The sequence below is a fragment of the Allocatelliglobosispora scoriae genome, assembly GCF_014204945.1.
GTDB lineage: Bacteria > Actinomycetota > Actinomycetes > Mycobacteriales > Micromonosporaceae > Allocatelliglobosispora > Allocatelliglobosispora scoriae.
The window spans coordinates 1268686-1288968 of record NZ_JACHMN010000002.1 but is presented as its reverse complement, the minus strand read 5'-3'; the positions used below and the strand labels follow the sequence as shown (position 1 = coordinate 1288968).

Annotated in this window: 19 protein-coding genes; 10 read left to right on the top strand and 9 right to left on the bottom strand. The window is 70.3% G+C overall.

The annotated features are described in order from the left end of the window. The first annotated feature begins 79 nt into the window (after positions 1-79). From F4553_RS11505 to F4553_RS11495, 3 genes are read left to right on the top strand one after another with little or no spacing between them, the layout of a single operon-like run. Positions 80-1579, top strand: coding sequence for a leucyl aminopeptidase family protein (locus F4553_RS11505; RefSeq protein WP_184835285.1), 1500 nt, complete (start codon positions 80-82; stop codon positions 1577-1579). Beyond that, the gene (locus tag F4553_RS11500; protein WP_184835283.1) at positions 1576-3219 is read left to right on the top strand and encodes an AbgT family transporter; all 1644 of its coding nucleotides are present in this window, start codon (positions 1576-1578) and stop codon (positions 3217-3219) included. The genes F4553_RS11505 and F4553_RS11500 overlap by 4 nt, the downstream gene beginning before the upstream one ends. Before the next feature lie 10 nt (positions 3220-3229). Next, positions 3230-5008 carry an SLC13 family permease gene (locus F4553_RS11495; protein ID WP_184835281.1) on the top strand — a complete coding sequence of 593 codons (1779 nt, stop codon included), beginning with the start codon at positions 3230-3232 and terminating at the stop codon, positions 5006-5008. Between the two features lie 127 nt (positions 5009-5135). Here F4553_RS11495 and glsA read toward each other — a convergent pair whose 3' ends face one another. Then, on the bottom strand, positions 5136-6497 hold the full coding sequence (gene glsA / locus F4553_RS11490; RefSeq protein ID WP_184835279.1) for a glutaminase A: 1362 nt from the start codon (positions 6495-6497) through the stop codon (positions 5136-5138). Between the two features lie 49 nt (positions 6498-6546). On the opposite strand from glsA, the gene F4553_RS11485 reads away from it, so the two are divergent. Continuing rightward, positions 6547-7659 (top strand): calcium:cation antiporter, encoded by a 1113-nt coding sequence (locus F4553_RS11485; RefSeq protein WP_184835277.1) that lies wholly within the window; start codon positions 6547-6549, stop codon positions 7657-7659. A gap of 27 nt (positions 7660-7686) precedes the next feature. After that, positions 7687-8463 carry an MBL fold metallo-hydrolase gene (locus F4553_RS11480; RefSeq protein ID WP_184835275.1) on the top strand — a complete coding sequence of 259 codons (777 nt, stop codon included), beginning with the start codon at positions 7687-7689 and terminating at the stop codon, positions 8461-8463. A gap of 1 nt (position 8464) precedes the next feature. On the opposite strand, the gene F4553_RS11475 is transcribed toward F4553_RS11480, so the two are convergent. After that, entirely contained in the window at positions 8465-8770 is a 306-nt protein-coding gene (locus tag F4553_RS11475; protein WP_184835273.1) for a hypothetical protein, read from the bottom strand. Positions 8771-8914: 144 nt separating this feature from the next. On the opposite strand from F4553_RS11475, the gene F4553_RS11470 reads away from it, so the two are divergent. From F4553_RS11470 to F4553_RS11455, 4 genes are all read left to right on the top strand, one after another. Further along, positions 8915-9685, top strand: coding sequence for a GntR family transcriptional regulator (locus F4553_RS11470; RefSeq protein ID WP_184835272.1), 771 nt, complete (start codon positions 8915-8917; stop codon positions 9683-9685). Then, entirely contained in the window at positions 9682-10500 is an 819-nt protein-coding gene (locus F4553_RS11465) for a hypothetical protein (RefSeq protein WP_184835270.1), read from the top strand. Before F4553_RS11470 ends, F4553_RS11465 begins: the two co-directional genes overlap by 4 nt. Then, positions 10497-10928 carry an NUDIX hydrolase gene (locus F4553_RS11460; RefSeq protein ID WP_184835268.1) on the top strand — a complete coding sequence of 144 codons (432 nt, stop codon included), beginning with the start codon at positions 10497-10499 and terminating at the stop codon, positions 10926-10928. Before F4553_RS11465 ends, F4553_RS11460 begins: the two co-directional genes overlap by 4 nt. 112 nt (positions 10929-11040) lie before the next feature. Continuing rightward, on the top strand, positions 11041-11394 hold the full coding sequence (locus F4553_RS11455) for a GlsB/YeaQ/YmgE family stress response membrane protein (protein ID WP_221469856.1): 354 nt from the start codon (positions 11041-11043) through the stop codon (positions 11392-11394). A gap of 4 nt (positions 11395-11398) precedes the next feature. Here F4553_RS11455 and F4553_RS11450 read toward each other — a convergent pair whose 3' ends face one another. The 4 genes from F4553_RS11450 to F4553_RS11435 form a co-directional block, all read right to left on the bottom strand. Next, entirely contained in the window at positions 11399-12586 is a 1188-nt protein-coding gene (locus F4553_RS11450) for an NAD(P)/FAD-dependent oxidoreductase (RefSeq protein ID WP_184835266.1), read from the bottom strand. Further along, positions 12583-12909 (bottom strand): bifunctional 3-phenylpropionate/cinnamic acid dioxygenase ferredoxin subunit, encoded by a 327-nt coding sequence (locus F4553_RS11445; RefSeq protein WP_184835264.1) that lies wholly within the window; start codon positions 12907-12909, stop codon positions 12583-12585. The genes F4553_RS11450 and F4553_RS11445 overlap by 4 nt, the downstream gene beginning before the upstream one ends. A gap of 55 nt (positions 12910-12964) precedes the next feature. Further along, positions 12965-13798 (bottom strand): globin domain-containing protein, encoded by an 834-nt coding sequence (locus tag F4553_RS11440; protein WP_184835262.1) that lies wholly within the window; start codon positions 13796-13798, stop codon positions 12965-12967. Between the two features lie 85 nt (positions 13799-13883). Continuing rightward, the gene (locus F4553_RS11435; RefSeq protein ID WP_184835260.1) at positions 13884-14945 is read right to left on the bottom strand and encodes an FAD-dependent oxidoreductase; all 1062 of its coding nucleotides are present in this window, start codon (positions 14943-14945) and stop codon (positions 13884-13886) included. Positions 14946-15001: 56 nt separating this feature from the next. Between F4553_RS11435 and F4553_RS11430 the strand changes: the two genes are divergently transcribed. Then, entirely contained in the window at positions 15002-15601 is a 600-nt protein-coding gene (locus F4553_RS11430) for a TetR/AcrR family transcriptional regulator (RefSeq protein ID WP_184835258.1), read from the top strand. Here F4553_RS11430 and F4553_RS11425 read toward each other — a convergent pair. From F4553_RS11425 to F4553_RS11415, 3 genes are read right to left on the bottom strand one after another with little or no spacing between them, the layout of a single operon-like run. Continuing rightward, a complete protein-coding gene (locus F4553_RS11425) occupies positions 15561-16874 on the bottom strand; it encodes a hypothetical protein (protein WP_184835256.1) in 1314 nt (437 codons plus the stop codon). The genes F4553_RS11430 and F4553_RS11425 overlap by 41 nt on opposite strands. Beyond that, the gene (locus tag F4553_RS11420; protein WP_184835254.1) at positions 16871-18004 is read right to left on the bottom strand and encodes a hypothetical protein; all 1134 of its coding nucleotides are present in this window, start codon (positions 18002-18004) and stop codon (positions 16871-16873) included. Before F4553_RS11420 ends, F4553_RS11425 begins: the two co-directional genes overlap by 4 nt. Then, positions 18001-20244, bottom strand: coding sequence for a hypothetical protein (locus tag F4553_RS11415; RefSeq protein WP_184835252.1), 2244 nt, complete (start codon positions 20242-20244; stop codon positions 18001-18003). The genes F4553_RS11420 and F4553_RS11415 overlap by 4 nt, the downstream gene beginning before the upstream one ends. Positions 20245-20283: the final 39 nt, after the last annotated feature.

Here is a 20283-nt window from a genome sequence, read left to right as displayed (position 1 = left end):
AGGGTTTGGGGGTTCGTACGGGTTTGGGGAGGGATGATACGGATGTGAACGCTCGGCGGGCACGGATGGGGGCTGGGTAATGGTTCTGCGGGGGAAGTTCGAGCCGATGCCGTCGCGGGGGCGGACGGTCGGCGTCACCGTCGCCACCGGGGCGGACGGGCTGCCGGACGGGACCGTCGTCGGCTACGGCGTCGGCGTCTCCGGTGAGGTGGCGCGGGACCTGGGGATCGGTCGGGACGGGCTGGCCGCGGTGGGGTTCACCGGGAAGGTCGGGGAGGCGCTGGTCCTGCCTCGGGCCGACGGAGCTCCCGTGGTCGCGGTCGGGCTGGGGGCGGCGACCGGCCCGGATGAGCTGCGTGATGCCGCGGCTGCCTTCGCGCTCGCGGCGAAGCGGCACGGGAGCCTCGCACTGGTGCCGGGCGAGCTGTCCGGGGTGACGGGGGAGGCGGCCGCTCAGGCGGTGGTCGAGGGTGTGCTCCTGGCCCGTTACGACTATCCGCCGTTGAAATCGGCGCCGGTGGGCGTACCCGTCGAGAATGTGATCGTGGTGGTGGCGGGTGACGGAGCCGCCGAGGGTGGGCGGCGCGGGGTGGCTTTCGCGGCCGCGACCATGCTCTCGCGGGACCTGGCGAACTCGCCGCCGAGCATGCTGAGCGCGGAGGCGATGGCCGACTGCGCCACCGCGATCGCCGGTGAGGTCGGGCTGGAGGTGGAGGTCTTCGACCGGGCCGCGCTGATCGAGCTGGGCTGCGGCGGGCTGCTCGGGGTCAACGCGGGCAGCGTCGAGGAGCCCCGGATGATCAAGCTGCGCTACCGGCCGGCGGAGGCTGCCACCGGGCGGTTGGCGCTGGTCGGCAAAGGCATCATGTACGACTCCGGCGGCATCAGCCTCAAACCCAGCGACCTCGTGCACGCCCAGATGAAGAACGACATGTCCGGCGCGGGTGCGATCCTCGCCGCGATGTCGCAGCTCGCGGCGCTCGGCTGCCGGACCGAGGTCACCGGCTACCTCATGTGCACCGACAACATGCCGTCGGCGACCGCGACGAAGCTCGGTGACGTGCTGATCATGCGGGGTGGGAAGACGGTCGAGGTGCTCAACACCGACGCCGAGGGCCGGCTCGTCATGGCCGACGCGCTGGTGCTCGCCACCGAGGAGCCCGTCGACGCGATCGTGGACATCGCCACGCTCACCGGGGCCTGCCTGCGGACGCTCGGCCCGGAGGTGGCGGGGCTCTTCGCCAACGACACCGGCCTCGCGGAGCAGGTCACGACGGCCGCGCAGGCGACCGCCGAGCCGGTGTGGCAGCTGCCGCTGGACAAGCGCTACCGCAGCCAGCTCGACTCCGGCGTCGCCGACATGACCAACATGGGCGGCGTCAACGCGGGCTCGATCACCGCTGCGCTCTTCCTCGCCGAGTTCGTCGGCGAGACGCCGTGGGCGCATCTCGACATCGCCGGTACGGCGCAGAACGACATCGCGGCCTCGTGGCGGCCCAAGGGCTGCACCGGGTTCGGCGCGCGGTTGCTGCTGGAGCTGGCGCTGAACTTCACCGCACCGAAGGGGGGCGTGCGATGAGCGCCGCCGTCACCGCGCCGAAGCGGACCTTCACCCAGAAGATGCTCGACGGCATCGAACGGGTCGGCAACAAGGTCCCGCACCCGGCCGTCATCTTCCTCGCCCTGATCGGGCTGGTCATCGTGCTCTCGGCGATCCTGTCCTGGCTCGACGTCTCGGTCACCTACGACACCGTGGCACCCCTGCCGATCCCCGGTGCGGAGACCTATCCGGGCGGCACCGACCAGCCGTCGGTCGGCTACCCGCCGGACGCCGTCTATCACCCGGATTTCGAGCCGACGACCGAGACTACGTCGATCCAGAGCCTGCTCAGCGCGGACGGCATCCGGTTCATCTTCACCTCGGCGGTCACGAACTTCACCAACTTCGGCGTCGTCGGCGTCATCCTCGTCGCCATGATCGGTGTGGGCCTCGCGGAGGAGGCGGGCCTGATCGGCGCGCTCATCCGCAAGCTGGTCAAGGTCTCCCCGAAGGGCGCGCTCACCTTCATCATCGTGCTGCTGGGCGTGCTGTCGAGCATCGCGTCGGACGCCGGTTACCTGGTGCTGATCCCGCTGGGCGCGGTCGCCTTCATGAGTGTCGGGCGACATCCGCTCGCGGGTCTCGCGGCGGCCTTCGCCGGTGTCGGCGCGACCTTCGGCGTCAACGTGCTGATCACGCCGGTCGACGGCATCATCACCGAGATCACCAACGAGGCGATCCAGCTCGTCAACCCCGGTCAGTCGATCGACCTGACCTCCAACCTGTTCTTCGGCATCGGGTCGACGCTCTTCCTCGCCATCGTGATCACGATCGTGACCGAGCGGATCATCGAGCCGCGGCTCGGCCGCTATGAGGGCGGCGCCGAGACCTCGGCCGAGGTCGAGGAGTCCGCCGACGATGAGGGGCGCGGGCTGAAGTACGCCCTTTACGGCTTCCTCGCCGTCGTCGCGCTGCTGCTCATCCTGACCCTGCCGTCGTGGGGGCCGCTGCGCAACCCGGAGACCGGCAGCATCTTCAACGAGTCGCCGCTGATGGACGGCCTGATCTTCATCATCATGCTGATCTTCCTGGTGGCGGGCCTCTGCTACGGCCGGGGCGCCGGAACGCTGCGGGGGAGCGCGGCCGCGATGGCGGCGATCACGAAGACCTTCGCCGGGCTCGGCGGCCTGATCTTCCTGCTGCTGATCATCGCCCAGTTCATCGCCTACTTCAACTACAGCAACATGGCGACGATCGCGGCGGTGAAGATGGCGGATGCGCTCGAAGGCGCCAACGTCGACGCGTTGTGGCTGCTCATCGGCTTCATCATCGTCACGCTCATCCTCGACCTGATCATCCCGGGCGTCATTCCGAAGTGGGCGATCTTCGCGCCGGTGTTCGTACCGCTGTTCATCCGGCTCGGGGTCGCGCCGCAGACCGTGCTCGCCGCCTACCGCGTCGGCGACTCACCGGCCAACGTGATCACGCCGCTCATGGTCTACCTGCCGTTCATCGTGCTGCTGACGCAGAAATACAAGAAAAAGGCGGGCATGGGTACGGTCGTGTCGCTGATGCTGCCCTACACGCTGATCGTCGCGGTGGCCTGGATCCTGTTCTTCGTCGCGTGGTACCTCATCGGCATCCCGTGGGGCCCCGGCGCCCCGGTGCACATGCCGTAGGGCGGTCGTCATGAGCCAGGCGGGGATCGCCTTCACGGTGCTCGGCGCGGTGATCGTGCTCTTCGTCTGGAACCGGCTGCCCGTCGAGATCGTCGCGCTCGGCGCCGCGCTCGCCCTCTTCCTCTCGGGCGTGCTCGGCGTCGAGCAGATCTTCGCCGGGTTCGGCGACCCGGTGATCATCTTCATCGCGAGCCTCTTCGTCGTCAGCGAGGCGCTCGACGCCACCGGAGTCACCGCGTGGGCAGGTCAAGAGCTCATCTCGCGTACGGGCACCAGTCGCCCCCGCCAACTCCTGCTCACGATGCTGCTGGTCGCCTGCCTCACCGCCCTGATCAGCGTCAACGGTGCCGTGGCCGCCCTGCTGCCGATGGTCGTCGTGATGGCCGTGCGGCTCGGCCGGTCACCGTCGGGGCTCGTCATGCCCCTCGCCTTCGCCGCGCACGCGGGCTCGCTGCTCGCCCTCACCGGCACCCCGATCAACGTCATCGCGTCGGAGGCGGCGCAGTCCGCGGGCGGTGACGGGTTCGGGTTCTTCTCGTTCGCGCTCGTCGGCATCCCGCTGGTCCTCGGCGTATGCGCGATCGCGGTGCTCTTCGGGGACCGGCTGCTGCCGCAGCGGCGGCCGAAGTCGATCCCGCCGGACCTGAGCCGGCACGCCGGGACGCTGGTGCAGCAGTACCGGCTCGACGAGGACGCCTTCCGCCTGGCGGTCTCGCCGGGTTCGCCGCTGATCGGTACCGCACCGCTCCCCGGCTCCGGCTCCGCCGCGCCGGGCGTCGTGGTGATCGGTGCGCAATGCGGGAGTGTGCTCGACGCGGGTGACGTACTCATCGTGCGGGGCGAGCTCGCCGCCGTCGGTGCCTACGCGGCGCGCAGCGGCCTGTCCTTCCTGGCCGGACCGGTCGCGGACCACGTGGCCGGTGCGCTGCTCAACCGGGAGCTCGGCGTCGCCGAGGTCGTGGTCGGCCCTCGCTCCGAACTCGTCGGTGACACCGCCTTTCCCGGCATGGCCGCCCGCGACGGCGACCTCGTCGTCCTCGCCGTGCAACGCAAGGGCTACGACCAGGGTCCGGCGCCGACCACGCTCGCCGTCGGCGACACCCTGCTGCTGCAGGGCACCTGGCAGGCGCTCAACCGCCACGACGACTTCCTGGTGGTGGACTCTCCCAGCGCCGTGCGGCGGCAGGCCGTCCCGCTCGGGCCGGGCGCGAAGCGGGCCCTCGCGGTCCTGATCGCCATGGTCGTGCTGCTCGCGACCGGTGCCGTGCCGCCCGCCGTCGCCGGGCTGCTCGCGGCGGGGGCGATGGTGCTGCTGCGGGTGGTGACGATGAGCCAGGCCTACCGGGGGATCTCGTGGACGACGATCGTCATCGTGGGGGCGATGATCCCGCTCTCGGTGGCGATCCAGGAGTCCGGCGCGGCGGCGACCCTGGCACACGGGCTCGTCGCCGTCGTCGGCGACCTGGGACCCTATGCCCTGCTGGTCGGGGTCTTCCTGCTCACGGCGGTGCTCGGACAGATGATCAGCAACATGGCGACGGCGCTGATCGTGATCCCGGTGGCGATCTCGGCCGCGGGGGAGCTGGGTGTGTCGGTGCGCCCGGTGCTGATGTGCGTGACGATCGCGGCGGCCGCGTCCTTCCTGACCCCGGTCGCGACTCCGGCGAACATGATGGTGATGGGGCCGGGCGGCTACCGCTTCGGCGACTACTGGAAGCTCGGACTGCCGATGCTCGCCTGGTTCTTCGTGGTGGCGGTGGGGGCGGTCCCGCTCTTCTGGCCGTTCTGACGACGATGGCGCGATCACGCCGTCGCTCCGCCTCGGGTGATCACGGCAGGTTCGGGGAACCCGACCGAAGCTTGGTCCGCGATCACGTCTGGTTCCCCGAAGCGGACGTGATCATCGTGCCGCGTCGCTAGGCTGACCCCACGCGGGGTCCCTGATCGGCGAGCAGTTGATCCTCGCACCAGGCGACCGCCGCATCCAGCCCGGCGAAACCCGTCCAGTGCCGCGAGGAAGCGGTGAGCAACCCGCCGACGTCGACCACGACCACCGTCACGCCATGGTCGCGCAGCCGCATCGGCAGCCCGTCCAGCATGGACGCCGCGCCCGGCGCGATGAACGTCACCCGACCCAGGTCGAGCACCACCCACGATGGCACAGCAGCCGAGATCGCCTGGTCGAGAGCGTGGAGCAGCCGCTCGGTCTCGGTGAATTCCAGTGCGCCCTGCACCGCGACCACCGTGATCCGGTCCGCCGCGGCAGCCAGGAGGGCGGCCGCGGCACGGGAGCGCGGCCGGGTCGACCGCCCCGGTCCCACCGAGGTCACCGTCGGAGCGGCCGCCGGCCGGTGGTGCATGAGGTGCAGCCCGAACCGCTCCGACGCCTCCCGCAGCACCGCGACGCCGCGTACCGGATTCCCCGTGGCGTCCAGCGGCGGGCTGAAGACCGCGATCCCGAACCGCGCGGGGCTCGCCGCGATCAACGCGCCCGAGACCCCGCTCTTCGCGGGGAGACCGACGCGGAGCAGCCAGTCGCCGGCGGCGTCGTACATGCCGCAGGTGGCCATGACGGCGAGCACCCGCATCGCGATCGGCTCGGGGACGACGGCGGTGCCGGTCACCGGGTTGACGCCGCCGTTGGCGAGGGTCGCGGCCATCACGGCGAGATCCGCGGCGGTGACCCGGATCGCGCACTGGCGGAAATACGTGGTCACGGCGTCGTCGACGGAGCCGGTCAGGGATCCGGCGCCACGCATCAGGTGGGCGAGCGCCCGATTGCGGTCACCCGTCGCCGCTTCGGAGGCGAAGACCTGCTCGTCCACGTCGAGCGGGCGCCCGGCGAACGCCGAGAGGCACGCCAGGATCCGCTCGAACCGCTGCTCCGGCGAGTCCGCGGCGACGAGCGAGGTGGTGACGATGGCGCCCGCGTTGACCATCGGGTTGGCGGGGCGGCCGGTGCCGGGCTCCAGGCTGATCGCGTTGAACGCCTCCCCGCTGGGCTCGGCGCCGACCCGCCTGCTGACCTCCGCCAGTCCCAGATCGGCGAGGGCCAGGGCGTAGACGAACGGCTTCGAGACCGACTGGATCGTGCACGGCACGTCGGCGTCACCGGCGGTGTAGAGGTGACCGTCCATGCTCACCAGGGCGAGCCCGAACAGCCGCCGGTCGACCGTCGCGAGCTGCGGGATGTAGTCGGCCACCGTGCCCTCGTCGAGGGTCCGCAGCCGGTCGTGCAGCTCGGTCAGCGTGTCGGCCACGGCGTCGATGCTGATCACATTCGGACACTACGCCCGACTATGCAAGTCATATGGCAATGTGGGCGATATGGCCAACCCGATCCGCTGGTCGATCGCCCACTGGACCGCCGTGCTGCCGGTGCTGGCCATCGGCGTACTCGCCATCTCCTGGGGGAGATCGCTGAGCGCGAGTGCGGTGATCGTGATCGCGGTGCTGCTGGCCGGCGCTGTTCTGGCCGCGGTGCACCACGCGGAGATCGTCGCGCACCGGGTGGGCGAGCCGTTCGGCTCGCTGATCCTCGCGGTGGCGGTCACGGTGATCGAGGTCGCGCTGATCATCACGCTGATGATCAGCGGCGGGTCCAAGACGCAGTCGCTCGCGCGCGACACCGTCTTCGCCGCCGTCATGATCACTTGCAACGGCATCCTCGGCATGTCGCTGCTCGCCGGCGCCTTGCGCCGCCGCGTCGCCATCTTCAATTCGGAGGGTACGGGCGCCGCGCTCGCCACGATCGCGACGATCGCCACGCTCAGCCTGGTCCTGCCCACCTTCACCACCAGCCGCCCGGGACCGGAGTTCACGCCACCGCAGCTCGCCTTCGCCGCCGTCTCCTCGCTCCTGCTCTACGCCACCTTCATCACCGTGCAGACCGTCCGGCACCGCGACGACTTCCTCCCGATCACCACGGTCGACGGCGGGGCCGGCGAGGTGATCGAGTCCGAGGACCACGAGTCGCCGCCGACCAACCGGCAGACGATGATCAGTCTCGGCCTGCTCCTGATCGCGCTGATCGCGGTGGTCGGCAACGCCAAATCGGTGTCGCCGACGATCGAACGCGGTGTCGCCGCCGCCGGGCTGCCGCAGGCCGTCGTCGGTGTCATCATCGCCATCCTGGTGCTGACACCGGAGACGTTCGCCGCGCTGAAGGCCGCCCGGCGGGACCGGATGCAGACGAGCCTCAACCTGGCGCTCGGTTCGGCGATCGCGAGCATCGGGCTCACCATCCCGGCGATCGCCGTCGCGTCGCTGTGGCTGCCCGGGCACCTGCTCCTCGGACTCGACCCGATCCAGATGGTGTTGCTGCTGCTCACGGTGGTGGTCGGCGTTCTCACCGTCGTACCAGGACGGGCCACGCTGATGCAGGCCGGTGTGCACCTGGCGCTGTTCGCCGCATTCATCTTCCTCGCCACCAACCCCTGACGTGACAGCGCTGGCAGACTGATCCGCATGACGGAGCTCGCGATCACCCACATCGGCGGACCGACGACGCTCATCGAGATCGGCGGATGGCAGCTCCTCACCGACCCGACCTTCGACCCGCCCGGCGGGCTTTACCGCTTCGGGTGGGGCACCTCGTCGCGCAAGCTGACCGGCCCGGCGATCGCCGCCGTCGACCTGCCGCCGATCGACGCGGTGCTGATCAGCCACGACGGCCACGGCGACAACCTCGACCCCGCCGGCCGACGGCTGCTCCCGACCGCCGCCACCGTGCTCACCACCGTCTCCGGCGCGCGCCGGCTGGGCGGCAACGCGCGCGGGCTGGCACCCTGGGCCACCGCCACCCTCGCCGCGCCGGGACGGCCGACCGTGCAGATCACGGCCACGCCGGGACGGCACGGTCCGCCGCTGAGCCGGGCGATCGTCGGCGACGTGATCGGCTTCGACGTGCGGTGGCCGGGCGGCAGCGTCTGGATCTCCGGCGACACGGTGCTCTATGACGGGTTGCACGAGGTGGCGAAGCGGCTCGACATCGACGTTGCGGTGATCCACATGGGTGGGGTGCGGTTCCCGATCTCGGGGCCGATCCGATACACGATGCTGGCCCGGGACGCTGTCGAGCTGTGCGAACTGGTCCGGCCACGGGTGGTGATCCCGGTGCACTACGAGGGCTGGAAGCACTTCCAGCAGCCACGTGAGGCGATCGAGCGCGAGTTCGCGACGGCACCGGCGGCGACCCGGGACGGCTTGCGCTGGTTGACCCCGGGTGAGCGGACCGCGCTCTGAACTAGACAGCGGGTACGCCGAGAGCCCGCGCGAGATCGTTGCGATAACCCCGGGCCGATGCCAGCAATTCGTCGGCGATCAGCAGATCCATGCTGGTGAGGGGCCCGTCGTCCGCAACGCCGACCCACGGCGTGATCATGACGTGCACTCCGTCACCGGCCAGGATCTCCAGGATGGGCATTCCGTCGCCGAGCGGAGCCACGTCGAGGTTGATGCGCGAGCCCGTGCCCAGCTTGACCATGACCTCGACGCCGCTCGGCACCGGACGTGCTGTCGTGATGAGACGGTGTTGGTCGCGTGCGGCCATGGTTCCTCATTTCAGCGAGGTAGATGTAAGACATCCTACAAGTGGGATTTTGTGGCTGGCAAGATGTAATACGTCTGTGTCAGGCTGATGCCGAGGAAGATCTAGGCTTGGGTGCCCAGATGTCGTACGAGCAGGGTGAGCAGGTTGTCTTCTATCGAACCGTCGAAGTCGCAGTACGCGCAGATCGCCGACCTGCTGCGCAGCCGCATCGCGGACGGGACCTACGTGAAGGGCTCGGCGCTGCCCAGCGAGCCGGAACTCGCCGCTGAGCTGCGGGTCTCGCGCGTCACGATCAACAAGGCCGTGGGTCTGTTGCGAGCCACCGGCCTGGTCAAGGTCAAGCGAGGGCTCGGCACCTACGTCGCCACCCTGTCGAAGATCGACCGCCACGCCAGCGAACGCTTCGCCGTGCGCGATCGTGGCGCGGGCGCGGGTGATGTGGAGATCCGTTCCTTAGGCTTGCAGCCCCGCACCGACTACGGCTACGTGGGCCCGATCGGCGCACCGAGCGCTGTCGCCGAGGCGCTCGGCATCATGGCGGGTACGCAGACGCTGCTGCGCAGTCGAGCGCTCTTCGCCGATGACGAGCCGACGCAACTGGCCGACTCCTACTACCTCTGGGACATGGCGAAAGACTCCGTCCTGGTGCAGCCCGACGTCGGCGCGGGTGGCTCCTATGCTCGGCTGGCCGACCTCGGCGCTGCCCCGGTGCGCTTCACCGAGGCGGTCACCGTGCGGATGCCCGACGCTGCCGAGCAGCGGAAGCTGGATCTGGACTCCGGCCAGCCGGTCTTCGAGATCATCCACGTCGCCTACGACGCCGCCGATCGCCCGGTAAGCGTGACCGTCCATGTGATGTCCGGACATCTGTGGACGCTGCACTATGCGTGGGCCGACCGGGTGTCGCCCTCATGAGGGTCGTCACCGCTTCTGAAACAGCCCCTGGTCGGGAGGCCAACGAGGATCGCGTGGCGCACGCGATGGGCCTGGTCTGTGTCCTCGACGGAGTGACCGCAGTGTCCGATCTGGACAATGGCTGTATCCACGATCCCGCCTGGTATGTCGAGCGCCTCATGAAGAACGTGATGGGCTGCTACGCGTCGGAATCCCGTGTGCCGCTTGCCCGGATCCTGGCCTGCGCGATCTCCTGCGTCGCAGCGGAGCACCAGGACACCTGCGATCTGAGCGTTCCGAGTACGCCGGCGTCGACGGTGTGCCTCCTCCGCGATCACCCGGACGATGTCGAATACCTCGTCCTCTGCGACGCGACGCTGGTACTGGACTCGGGTGACATCACGGCGGTGACGGATACCCGCTTCGCCGACCTGATCGCCCGGCTGCGCGCCGATGCCCCCGAGTTGAGTGCGCTGGAGATGAACCGGGGTCACACGCCGGGTAAGTGGGACCACATCAACCGCGAAGGCGGCTACTGGATCGCTGCCGCTGATCCCCTCGCTGCCTACCGAGGGCTCAGCGGGTCAGCGCCGAAGCATGGCCCGGGTGCGCTGCGGCGAGCGGCGTTGCTGACGGATGGCGCGTCCTGCGCCGTGGACAAGTTCGGCCTGATGGGCTGGGCGGCGCTGCTCGATCTGGTGGAGGTCGAGGGTCCGCGGGAGCTCATCGCACAGGTGCGACGTGCTGAGCGGACCGCCGTCACATCGGCAGGCACGAAGCCCCACGACGACGCCACTGTCGCGTTGTGCCTATTTGAGCAGGGAGATCAGCTATGACCGCACCCTATCGGCACTCGGTCAGCGTCACGGGCGTCGTCGTCGACGGCGACGGCCGGGTGCTCGTCGTGCAGCGCCGGGACAACGGCCGGTGGGAGCTGCCGGGAGGCATCCTCGAGCTCGACGAGTCCATTGAGGATGGCATGCGTCGTGAGGTTTTGGAGGAGACGGGCGTCGAGGTGGAGCCGGTCCGGCTCAGCGGCGTTTACAAGAACATCAGGATCGGTGTCGTTGCGCTGGTCTTCCGCGCACGTCAGATCGGCGGCGAGCCGACGACGACCGACGAATCGCAGCAGGTCGCCTGGTGGACCCCGGCGCAGATCACCGCGGCCATCGCCGAGCCGATCGCGATCCGCGCCCTCGACGCTCTCCAGCCGGCGGGCACCCCGATCCGCCTTCACGACGGCGTACATCTGCTGGATTCATAGATCTTGTGCGTTTTCCGTCGTCAGAGCGACGGAAAACGCACAAGATCTCGAACTTCGCGCTGCGGGGAGCGCGGGAGGATTGGGGTGAGGGGGATTCGGGTATTCGGGATGCATGACGGCGACCGGAATTCTCAGCGCAATCCTGATCGGAATAGTGATCGGCACCCTCGGCCGGTTGATCCTGCCTGGACGGCAGAGCATCGGTGCAGTCGCCACGGTCGCGGTCGGCGTGGTCGCCGCACTGCTCGGCACGTGGGCCTCGCGCGCGCTCGGCTGGGACGACAACGTTCCCGGGCGGTTCGACTGGGACTGGGCCGGCTGGCACTTCGGCTGGAGCTGGGTGGAGCTCGGCGTGCAGCTCGTGTTCGCGGTGATCGGCATCGCGATCGCAGCCGCGCTGACCCGCACGGCGATCGCGGACGACGACGCCCCGAAGCGCAGGCGCCGTCGCCGCAGCAACGCCTGACCGACTAGCGCAGCAACCGTTTCAGGGCGACCGTCTCGTCCTTCAGTGCTCCCTCATCGACCGCAACGGCGCGGTCGATGAGGCGTTGCGCTGCCCGGCAGTCCAGCGGCCGGTTGACGGTGACGGCGCCGAGGACCGACCGGTCCCGGTGGTAGAAGACGGAGAATCCGGCCGGGTCGCCGAGCATCCCGCGCACGATCATCGTGGCGCCGGGGTCCGCGACACCGGCCATCTCCAGGTGTGTGCCGTAGCGATCCGACCAGAACCACGGCGCGGTCACCGGCGCGGAGACACCGAGGATCGCGGCGGCGGCACGCGCCGCCGACTGGTGCGCGCCGTGCCAGTGCTCCACGCGGGGGCGTCCGACCTGCCGCGCGGCGTCGCCGACGGCGAAGACCGCGCCGGTCCCGGCCCGCTGTTCCGGTCCGACCAGAACACCGTCGTCCACCGCCAGTCCGGCCCGCGCGGCGAGCCGCGTCTCGGGCTCGATGCCGATTCCGATGAGTACGCCGTCAGCCGCCACCTCGCGGCCGTCGCCGAGTGTCGCGACGACGCCGTTGCCGTCGGGGCGAAAGCCGGTGACCTGCGCCGTCTCCACCCTGACCCCGTGCGCCGCGTGCTCGCCGTGCAGGAAGGCGGCGACGGGCGCCCCGACGACCCGGGCGAGCGGGCACGGATCCGGTTCGACGAGGGTGACCCGCGTACCCCGGGCCACGGCGACGGACGCCGCCTCGGCGCCGATGAGACCGCCGCCGACGACGAGCAGGTGGAGACCGGGGGCCAGCGCGTCCCGCAGCGCGATCGCGTCGGCCCTGGTCCGCAGGTGGCGGATGGCGGGGTGGTCGGCGCCGGGGACGGTGAGGCGCCGTGGTCGCCCGCCGGTGGCGAGGACCACTGTGGACGCCGCGATCACCGTGCCGTCGGCGAGGGCCACTCCATCGGGGCGCAGCTCCTCGGCGGGGGTGCCGAGGCGGAGGTCGATGTGGTGGTCGGCGTACCAGGTGGCGGGGTGCAGGGTCGCAGTCTCCGGGGATGCGGTCCCGGCCAGCACCTTCTTGCTCAGCGGCGGGCGGTCGTAGGGCAGGTCCGGTTCGGCGCCGATCAGGGTGATGCTTCCGGCGTACCCGCCGCCGCGCAGCGCCTGGCAGGTGGCGACGCCCGCCGCGCCGGCCCCGACGACCGCGACTGTCATTCGCCGACCGCGAGCCAGACGCAGCCGTCGGCGACCTCGACCCGGTGCGTGCGGGCGGCCCTGGTGGCCGGGTCGCAGAGCACCGCGCCGGTGGCGAGCGAGAAGCGGGCCGCGTGGTCGGGGCACTCGACCGCACCGTTCTCGATCCAGCCGTCGGCGAGCGAGGCCTCCTCGTGGGTGCAGGTGTCGTCGAGGGCGAAGAACTCGCCGCCGTCGCGGAAGACCGCGATCCCGTCGGACCAGCCGGTCGTCTCCGCCGGGACGAGCAGCGCCTCGCCGTCGGGCAGCGCGTCCACGTCGCAAACCTTGATCAATTCAGTCATCGTGACAGCCTCCTGCGGCCAGGAGACCATGACCGGCCTGAGGACCGGTCGAGGGTCAGCCGATCGGTGCGCCGAGGCGCAGCGTGTCGCCGACGACGGTCTTGTCCATCAGGATGTCGCCGAGCCCGCCGTCGCCGAGCGCCACGATCTCGAACTCCAGCAGCCCGTCGAGCCGCGGCTCGGCGATCAGCGGGAAGGGCCGCCAGACGCGGGGGAGCAGCGGCGACTCGATCGTGGCGTGCTGGCCGAACGCGTACTCGTAGGGGTGGTGCGGCCGCAGCTTGAGGACCGCCTTCTCCGGCGCCGTGGGCCGGTGGTGCACGACCGTGGCATACCAGTAGGGCGGCTGATCCGTGTCCGCCTCGGCCGCGACGATCATGGTGGTCGCGGCGGCCTGGAAGCGGCAGAGCCACGCCTGCTCGATCTGGGGTGTCCAGGCCGACCCGGAGAAGCGGGCGAGGGTGGTGAGCAGCGTCTTGCCGACGGCGGTGAAGTGCACGGCCCGGATGCCGAACTTGCGGTGGTCCCGGCCGAGCTGCTTCAGCGTGCGGATCAGCGCTTCCTTGTCCTCGAACCCGTTGACCAGGGCGAGCAGCGCGGCCAGCAGTCGGTCTGACTGGCCGTCCATCTGGGCCGGGAAGTAGCGGCGGTAGTGCGGGAAATGGAGAAAGAGCTGTTCGTAGAAGTGGTCCACCATCGGGCGGGCGACCGGAGCGACCACCGCGAGGCTCGCCTCCAGGAGCGCCTGATCGCCCCAGTCCACGAGCTCCCGCTCGCCGTGCCCTGTGGGGTTTCCCCGCAGCAGCCGGGAGGCGTGGTGCCACACCAGCCATCGGTCATAGGCCTGCATGCCATCGTCGCCATCCCAGCGGCTCTCGCCGTGTCTCACGGCCACAGAGTAGAAGACGAGAAGGCTCGATGGCGAAAGTCGATCGCGCCGCTTATCGGTCCTTGAGCAGTCAAAACGGACTAAGTCACGACGGTGTGGGCAAGATAAGGCTCATCTGAAGAAGTCGATCGCGCAGCCACAGTGGACGCCGGTGCACGAGCCGCGACGCGATGCCGGAGACCCTCGCGAGCCGCTGGGCCGGCCGTCGCCGCAGGCCGTCATAGGCGGCGAGCCCGGCCGGGACATCGGCCGCCTCGTGGAGGCAGCGGGCCAGGGCGACCGCGTCGATGAGCGCCTCGCAGGCACCCCGGCCGAGGTCGGGCGTCATCGCGTGAGCCGCATCGCCGATGAGCGCGACGTTGCCGCTGATGAAGGCCGGCAGCTCCGGCACGGTGTAGATGTCGTGGCGCAGGACATCGTCCTCGCTGGTCGCGGCGAGGACCGACGGGATCGGCTCGGCCCAGCCGCCGAAGAGCTCGCGCAGGGTCGCCAGCTCCCGCCCCGGGGTGAAGGAGCGCTCGGGGGCGGCGATCGTGCCATACCAGTTGGTGCGGCCGCCCTCCTGCGGCGAGACGCCGAACTTGCTGCCCGGGCCCCAGGTCTCGGTGAAGGTCTGCGTCGGCATGTCGTCGACGCAGCCGCGCCAGGCGGTGAAGCCGGTGTAGGTCGCGCGGTGGGCGTCGCCGAAGAGCGCGGTGCGGGTGTGGCTGAAGATGCCGTCCGCCGCGACGACGACATCGTGCTCCGCGCGCAGCGGGGCGGGGTCCTCGATCGCCGTGCTGAGCCGCAGCGACGCGGGATCGACCGCGTCGCGCAGGATGCCGAGCAGGGTCGGGCGGGAGATCACGAACATCGGGTCGCCCGAGCGTTTCTCCAGCTTGGCCATGGAGAGCGTGCAGATCCGGGAGCCGTCGGTCCGCCGGAACGCGCCGACGGTCTGGCGGACGGCGACCTGCCGGATCCGGTCGCCGATGCCGAGCGGGTCGAGGGCCTGGACGGCGGAGGGCCACATGCCGAGCGCCGTGCCGGACCCGGCGGGTGCCGCCTCCTTCTCGAAGACCGTCACCGCCCAGCCGTGCTGTGCCAGTGCGGCAGCGGTGGCGAGACCGCCGATGCCGCCGCCGATGATCGCTGCTGTTCCGCGCATGCCCCGAGCGTACTACAGCTGTAGTGGATCGTCACTACTCCTGTAGTATTCCGCCGGTGACCAGCAGAGAAGAGCTGATCCTGGACGCCGCCATCGCGGTCCTGGGCCAGCAGGGCGCGCGTTTGCTCACCCACCGGGCCGTCGACACCGAGGCCGGGCTGCCGCAGGGGTCGACGTCCAACCTCTTCCGGACCCGGGAGGCCCTCATCGGCGGGGTGATCGAGCGCTTCGCCGCCCGGGAGCGGGCCGTCTGGGAGATGATCGTGTCGCTCGCGCCGCCGGCCGACGCCGACCAGCTCGCGATGGCCCTGTCGACCTTCGTGAGCCGGGCCACCGGAGCCGATCGCGCGCTCACGCTGGCCCGCTACGGCATCTTCATGGAGGCCGCCTGGCGACCCCGGCTCCAGCACCACCTCGCCGCGACGGCCGCCGGGATCCAGGTGTGGGCGGGTGCCTGGCTGCGGGCCGTCGGCTCCGCCGATCCCGACGGCCACTGCCGGATGCTGATGTTCCAGCTCGACGGGATCATGCTGCACCAGGTCGCGTTCCCGGACCCCGCCTTCGACGCCTACGCCGAGGTGTCGAGGCTGGTCCGGGTGCTGATTCCCGATCCGGTCAGCGACCGTCCCGGTCCGGCGGAGTCGACGGCGGGCTGAGGACGTTGCGCACGATGCCCGTGACGAACTCCGTCCCCTCCGACACCAGAGTCGGCAGGCCGCCGCCGGTGTCGTAGTAGCCCGCCCAGTGGAAGTCGCAGTCGACGACCACCTCGACTCGCGCGATCCGACTGCCGTGGCCGGTGACATCCCCGGCGCACTTCAGGCGGGATCCCTGACGGGTCACTCCTACCTCGACTCTGATGGGACCACTGCCGCCGTCGATGCCTATCTCCAGGATCGCCGCGAGCCGGTCGTGCCGCAGGGTGACCCTCACGGTGTGCTGACGCGAACTCTTGGTGTAGGTGAGCACGAGCTGACCGCCCGACGCCCCGACCGCAACGAGCTCGAAATCCCGCCGTGGCTCCCACAACGTGAGCCAGTCGCCGCCCCGGGGCGCAGGGGTGAACCGCCCGCCAGGAGCGCTATTCGGCGGGCGACCTACGCCAGAATCGCCAGTTCCACGGGAGGAGTCGCTGGAGCCGGGTCCACCCGGCCCACCTTTTGGGTCGGCCGCCACCGGTTCCGGCTCGACCGGGATCTCCCAGAACGCCCGGTCGAACGCATCCCCGCCGACGGTGACGAGCACGATGCTCGTACCCGGCTGCTTCATCAGCTCGTCGAGCACGATGTCGGCGCTGGCCTTGTCCTGCAGGGTCGCGGTGAGGACGGCCCGCCCCGCCCGCCCCGCGCAGAGCCTGCCCACGACGGCGAGGAACTCCTCGGCACCGTCGCGCAGCACGTGGCAGGAGATCCCGATGTCCGGGTCCTCCATCCACGGCGGGACCGAGCAGGCGGGCAGCTTCGCGAGCGCTCGGCGGGCCCTGATCTCCGACTCGGCCCGGGCGGCCTCCGCCGTCGGCGGGATCTCGCCGTCCGGCAGGGCCGCAGCCCAGTCGCGCAGCTTCACGATCTCCTGCTGCGGGAACTCCTCGCCGAGCAGGTCCGAGACGAGGGCGGCGCCGTCCTCGCCGGCGAGGACCGACTGCAGCAGGCCGCGCAGCAGTTCGGCGTCGGGGTCGTGGGCGTCGCCGGAGATGGCGAGCATGATCTGCGTCTGGCGGGTGAGCACGTCGCGGTGCTTCGCGGCGATGCCGAAGACCGCCGCCTGCCAGCGCTCACCGTCGGACTCGACGAGGACCGCGAACTCCTCCCAGCGCATGTAGGTGGCGGCGGTGTGGCCGTCCCACCACCGCTGGGGCGGCGGGCCGAGGAAGCGGTAGTCGCTGCCGGTCGTCCCGGTCCCGCGTGCCTGCACGATGATCACGGTCACCGCCTCTCGTTCCACGCGACGTAGCGGCTGTCCATCTGATGCGTACGCAGGAACTCCATCGTCTCGCGCAGCGTGCCGAGCTGGGACCGCGCCGCCACCAGCTCGCTACGCCGCTGCTCGGCCCGGCCGCGCATCTGGTCCATCTGCCCGGAGGCCTCCAACCACCACCGCCACAGGACGAACCGGTCGCGGTCGACCTCCTCCGAGGCCTCGCGGTAGAGCCGGCCCGCCCGGCTCTCCTGCGCCTCGGCCTGGCGTTCGGTGTCCTCCATCAGCAGCTTCGCCGTGAGCACCATGAGGTTGCGCACGCCCTTGGGGGAGAATTTGTAGGGCGCCCGGGCATGGAAGGTGGGCTGGCACTCCAGCTTGCCGGTGGTCGAGTTGGGAAGCCAGCGCGCCTCCTGCAGGGAGACCGAGCCGAGCGTGTCCAGCGGCAGGTAACCGATCTGGGCGCGCGGCGCGTTGGAGCGGACCAGGTCCCAGACATCCCGGTACGCCGTGGAGACGGCCTGGAACAGCCGCGCCGACTCGTCCACCACGTTGTGGTGGTCGGAGAAGTAGCTCTCGCACCGGATCGGACAGAACATGATGCATGCCGGCTCGCTGTCGATACCGCCCCGGAACTTGGCCCAGGACTCGACCATGACGCTCACCTCCTCGATGGCGAGGTGAGAGCTGAGGGCCGCCCGCTCCGCGATCGTGGTCGCGCTCATCAGAGCAGGAGCATTGATGGGTACGAGCAGCATCGTGCTCTGCTCGACATGCTCCTGCACGCGTACCCAGCTGTTCTGGTCCTGGACCTCACCGGTGATGATGCCGCCGGGGTAGTCCATGATGTCGAGGATCACCGACGGCCCGGAGACACCGGCGCCGAGCCGCAGGCGGTAGTTCTTGACGCCGATCGTGGCGTTGATCGCGCCGAGGTTGAGGTGGTGGTTCTCCAGGGCGCCCTTGATCCGGTTGATCAGGTCGGAGAGGTCGGCGCTCTGTGCCTGGTTCTCCGCGGTCAACCGCCCGTTCTGGCCGTTGAGCATCTCCCGGCCGTCGAGCAGCAGTGACGCGAGCAGCGTGGTCTTGCCGACCCCGCTCGGAGCCGCGATGCCGATGCGATGGACCATCGTGGGTGTCACGAGCCTGCCTCCATGGCTGCGATGTGCTCGAGCATCGTCTTGGAAAATCTGCGAAAGCGGATGAGCTGGTAGGACACGTCCGAGTCGCGGGCCTGCGGCACCACCTCGTAGTAGGACCGCAGGATGTTGCGGAACTCCTGTTCGGCGTCGCCGGACCGGATGACCGAGTCCTCGAACTGCTCGGCCACCGCGTGCAGGATCGACGCCGTGGGCAGCTTCTTCAGGATCAGTGCCCGCCGCGTGCCGTCGGCCCCGCTGAGGGCCCGGCCGATGATCTGCTCGCGCAGCGACGCGGAGTCGTCGGGCCGGATCGTGATGATCTGCTGCCCCGTCGTCGGGTTGGTCTCGACGTAGGCGATGCGGCGCAGCTCGCTGCGGATCTGCGGGTACATCTGGGTGCCGAAGTCCAGCCGCACCGCGGCGAGGGCGCGTACCGCCTGGCCGAAGCCGTCCGCCGGATAGTCGGCCTGCTCGACGGCTTGCGCCAGCTCCAGCAGCGCCCCGGCGGGGGAGGACGGATCCTGTGCCGTGAGCGGCGGCAGGTGCTTGAGCAGCACCTTGACGATCTGGTCCTGGAGGTTGCGGACCCGCTCGGCGAAGAGGGTGTCGAGCACGGCGTAGCGGCCGCCGAGCTCGACACGGACCCGGTCGAGCTCGCGGCTGGAGAAGTTGAGGCCGTGGCCGTCGCGGTTGATCGCGTCGTCGGCGGCCTGGAACCAGTCCGACTCGGCCATCCCGAGGCCGCCGACGATCCACTCGCGCACCTCCGCGTGAATCTGCTCGATCAGCGTCTCGTAGGCCCGGTCGACCGCGTCCTGGGTGGTGAGGGCGTGCAGCTCGGTCATGAGGGTCTGCAGCCCGCCGGCGAGGTCCGACCGCAGCCGCTCGGCCCGGCCGATCAGCTCGTCGTCGTGGTGGTGCACCGATCCGGCGCTGCGCGCGATCGCGGCCCGCATCCGGTGAAGCGCCTCCGCGACCGAGGCGAGCTGCTCGCGGAGCTTGACCTCCAGCCCGTCGAAGATCGCGCGATCGTTGCGCTGCAGGCGTTCGGCGACGAACTCCAGCACGAAGGGCAGGAGCCGCTGGTTGACGTCGGTCGTGTCGTGGACGTCGACCTCGAAGATCTGGATGACCTGCTCGCCGCTCTCGTGGAGCTTCTCCTCGATGCTGCGCCGCATCGCCGGGATCCGGCCGCCGTCGTCCGGGTGCCGGTTGACGACGATCACCGCGAAGTCGGCGACGTGCCGGATCGGGCCCTTCGCCATGTCGAGGATGCCGAGCGCGTTGGCGTCCCGCTCACCCCAGAACGCCGTGGTGGGGGCCGCTCGCTTGATCATCAGGGCGACGTCGATGTCGTCGCGCAGAGCGGCTGCGTGGCTCTCCGCCGCGACCCGGGGCGAGAGCTCGCCGAGGCCGGGGAGGTCGACGAGGCAGAGCTGGCGGGCGTCGTCGTTGCGGTAGCGCGACATGATGTCGGCGTGGTCGACGGCCATGTATCGCGCCGAGCGCTGCTGCCCCGCCGCGATCGATTCCGCCGTCTCGTAGGCGACGTACCCGGCGATCTCGTCGAGCGACACCTCCTTCGTACCGCCGACGAGCAGGTCGCGATAGCCGGGGAACGCCCTGTGCAGCTCGCGGAGCTCGTTGAGCAGCGCCTGCCGGGTCGTCGAGGCGAGGTCCTCGGCGCCGCCGGAGACCAGCGTCGCCGGGTAGACGTGGTTCTCGAACTCGAAGGGCGTCAGCGGCGCCGGGCCCAGGCCGATCCGCTCGTGATAGGGGACGAGCACCTCCTGGCGGAACCCCTCGAAGGTGCGCAGCGTCAGCACCGCTCTCGGCTCGCCGGAGGTGTAGGTGATGCGGCTGCGCGCGGCGGTGACCGGCAGATCGCTGCCGGTCGGGATGTGCTGGTCGGTGAGGCCGGAGATCGCCTGGAGCAGCGTGCTCTTGCCCATGCGGGCGTCACCGCCGACCCCGACGTTGATCGAGTCGCGCGAGCAGCGGCGCTCGACTAGGCGCAGCGCCGCCAGCGTCGTGTCCACCGCGGTCCGCATCTGCGCCAGGTCCATCTGGAGCTCCGGATAGGAGATCCCGGGGCCGACCAGGCTCGCCAGGTTGTTGAGGTGTCCCTCCACCGCGATCCACTGGTCGAGGCGGGATCGGATGCGCGGCAGCAGCTCAGCGCGTGCGTTGACTATCCGGGTGATCTGCGATGCCGAGTCGGCCGCGCCGGCGGTGCCCACACGTGTTCCCCTCGATCGACGTGGAATCCATTCCCGGAC